Raw genomic sequence first — 3,327 nt, 5'->3', positions numbered from 1 at the left:
CAGGATTATACTGATTTTGATGATTTACAAGATTTTTACTTTTCGATTTTTGGATTTAAAAGATTTTGGGAGATGATAGTGGATATTTTTGCTATCATCTCCCAAAATCTTTTAAATCCAAAAAAATAAAATCTTGTAAATCATCAAAATCAGTATAATCCTGAACAAAGACAAAAACTCGCATCTGATATCCCCGAAATTTACAAAACTGCATCTGTTTTGGCATCAATAATTATCTCAATTTTGTTCCTGAATTACAGCCGATCACCTATTAACATCGCGTAACCATGGATTTGAAATTGCAGGATGATCTAAAGCACATGGATCAGCTATTACAGTTAACCAAAGATTTTAGCAGCAGATTTTTGTCCTCCATAGATGAGCTGGCAGCCGACAAGCAGGTTGTCATCAATAGTCGTATTGCGATGCCTGATGCGGGTGTGGGTGGAAATGCTGCGTTGGAAATGTTCCGGCAACGGTATGGTGATGGTATCACTGCAGCCGCAGGGCCACGCTACTGGGGCTTTGTAACGGGAGGTGTTACACCGGCTTCGCTGATGGGCGACTGGCTTACGTCTGCCATAGATTTGAATTCTTCTGATAAGAGTTCTGTCTCTTTTTATATAGAAACGGAAACCATTGCTTTACTGAAAGAATTATTTGGTTTGCCGGCCCCTTTTCTGGGCTGCTTTGTTACCGGCGCCACGATGTCTAATTTTACCGGTTTGGCAGTGGGCCGGCAATGGCTGGGACAGCAGCTGGGCGTAGACATTGCCGCAGAAGGGATGAGCGCATTACCGGGACTGAAAGTATTATCCGGCACACCGCATTCCAGTGTCAGCAAAGCGATGTCTATGGTGGGTTTGGGTAGAAACAACCTGGTACGTATAGCCGTACCTGAGGGTCGGGAATGTGTAGACATTCTGGCATTAAAAAAATATCTGCAGGAAAACAAAGGTCCTTTTATTTATGTAGCCAATGCAGGCACTGTGAATACCGTTGACTTTGACGATATCGCGGCGTTGGTGAAACTGCGTGATGAATATGGCTTCTGGTTGCATGTAGATGCGGCGTTTGGTGGGTTTGCGGCTTGCAGCGATCAATGGAAACATTTATTGAACGGATGGGAGCAGGCGGATAGTATCACCATTGATGCCCATAAGTGGTTGAATGTGCCTTATGATGCAGCCATGATTTTTTGCAGGCATCCGCAGTTGCAAACGGCCGTATTTCAAAATGCCGGAGCTGCTTATCTCGGCGATCCTTCGGCGCAATTCAATTTTATTAATCATATTCCTGAAAACTCGCGGCGGCAGCGTGCTTTGCCCGCCTGGTTTTCTCTGATGGCCTATGGCAAAGAAGGTTATCGCTGGCTGGTGGAAAATAATATTGCGCTGGCGAAACAGCTGGGTAGTTTGCTCGATGCCAATCCGAATTTTGTGTTGTTGTCGCCCGTAAGGCTCTGTGTAGTTTGTTTTACCCTGAATGTAGCAGCAGCCGAAGAAGCAGCCGCGGTGAATGAATACCTGGAAATACTGAATGCATCCGGGCTGGTTTGTATGACGGCTACGGTATATGGTGGGAGGCAAGCCATTCGCGCAGCGTTGGTGAACTGGCGCACCAGCGGGAATGATGTAACCATGGTGTATGATGCCATGAAAGTGTTGGCAGAAAAGATAGTGAATAAATATACTTATGCGTAAACAAAATAAAAATGCTTACATCGCGCTTGCCATTGTAAGTATTTTCTGGGGAACCACCTACCTGGCTTCCAGTGTGGGAGTGCGACACATGCATGGTGTGATGTTGGCGGGCATAAGACAGGCAGTAGCCGGATTTTTAATTACGGCCTTCTTTTTACTCAGGGGATATAAGTTGCCGGAGAAAATGGTGTTGTCGAAGTTATTTATCATAGGTACGCTCATGCTTTGTGGTGGCAACGGTTTGCTCACCTGGGCCATGAAATATATTCCCAGCGGATTGGGCGCCATCATTGCAGCCACCATACCCATCTGGATTACCATTGCCAGCTATTTCCTGGTACAGCGTACCCGGCTTAGCTTACAGCTGATTATCGGCATGATCCTGGGGTTTGGCGGGGTGGCAGGCATCTTCTATAATTATTTGTCAAGTCTCATGAACCCGGATTTCCAGTTTGGTATCCTCATCGCCTTTGGCTCCTGCATCTTCTGGGCATTGGGGTCTGTGCTGACTGCGAAATGGGCGCTGGGTGTAAATTATTTATATGGGGCAGGCTTTCAGATGTTTTTCAGTGGCATTATCATGTTGGTGGTAGCTACCTGTTTCCTGGGGGCACATGTGGAGGTGAGTACTTTTACCACCGAGTTGTGGGAAAGCTTGCTGTACCTGGTGTTGGTAGGATCGGTGTTTTCCTATTCTGCCTATGTATTTGCACTGAACAATCTGCCGCCGGCACAGGTATCTATTTATGCCTACATTAATCCGGTAGTAGCGGTGTTGCTGGGTTGGTTGATTTTACATGAGCAATTGACCTGGTTAACGGGCATTTGTTCACTGATCACGATCGGTGGTGTATACCTGGTAAATAATGCCATCAATAAGAATAAGAAAAGTCTTGCCACGACGGTAAAATAGTAATAGCTATAATTTTTTAAGGTAGAAGTAGTCAGATGTTCATCCCGGTTTTTACCGGACCGGGCATCTTTTTCTTTTGTTAGGGAAATGCGTAAATTGAGTGTGCATTCAAAAAATATGATCTTATGGAAGTTATTCAGGCAACGGAATTACACCTTAACGAAGTGGCGGTATTGTTTGATGCGTATCGCAGTTACTATGATCAGGCGCCTGATTTCAAGGGAGCACTCGCCTTTATTACTGATAGAATTGCCAAACATGACAGTGAGATATTTGTGGTATTGGAGGGAGATGAAATAGTTGGTTTTACGCAACTTTATCCCATTTTCACTTCTCTTGGGATGAAAAGAGGTTGGTTATTGAACGACCTGTATGTGCTGGAGGCACATCGTGGTAAAGGAGCGGGTAAAGCGCTGGTAGATGCGGCAGCCGCACATGGTAAAAAAACGGATGCTGCGTGGCTGATGTTGCAAACCTATGTTGCCAATACGAGGGCACAAGCCCTTTATGAAAAAGAAGGGTTCATAAAGGATATTAATTCTTACTATTATTATAAGGCGCTTTAAAAAATAATAGCGGAGGGGAAGGCCTTCGGCCTTTGTCTTTATTCAGGATTATACTGATTCAGATGATTTACCGGATTTTGTTTTTTTTGATTTTAAAAGATGAGGGGAGATAGAAGTGGTGAACCGCTTTTATCTCCCCTCATCT

The 3,327-nt window shown here is 44.7% G+C and carries 3 protein-coding genes; all 3 read left to right on the top strand.

What is annotated here, in order from left to right; translation table 11 throughout:
- Positions 1-287: 287 nt before the first annotated feature.
- Complete coding sequence (locus tag VIP81_RS00855) at positions 288-1,703, top strand: pyridoxal phosphate-dependent decarboxylase family protein (protein ID WP_331956582.1); 1,416 nt, start codon at positions 288-290, stop codon at positions 1,701-1,703.
- Positions 1,696-2,616, top strand: a complete 921-nt coding sequence (locus tag VIP81_RS00850; protein WP_331956581.1) for an EamA family transporter — start codon at positions 1,696-1,698, stop codon at positions 2,614-2,616. Before VIP81_RS00855 ends, VIP81_RS00850 begins: the two co-directional genes overlap by 8 nt.
- 125 nt (positions 2,617-2,741) lie before the next feature.
- Positions 2,742-3,182: a GNAT family N-acetyltransferase gene (locus VIP81_RS00845; protein WP_331956580.1), complete on the top strand. Its 441-nt coding sequence runs from the start codon at positions 2,742-2,744 to the stop codon at positions 3,180-3,182.
- The last annotated feature ends 145 nt before the right edge of the window (positions 3,183-3,327 follow it).

The sequence above is a fragment of the Chitinophaga sp. genome (genome assembly GCF_036566945.1).
GTDB lineage: Bacteria > Bacteroidota > Bacteroidia > Chitinophagales > Chitinophagaceae > Chitinophaga.
Note: the sequence above shows the minus strand (reverse complement) of the source record. Positions and strands in the feature narration are given on the sequence as shown.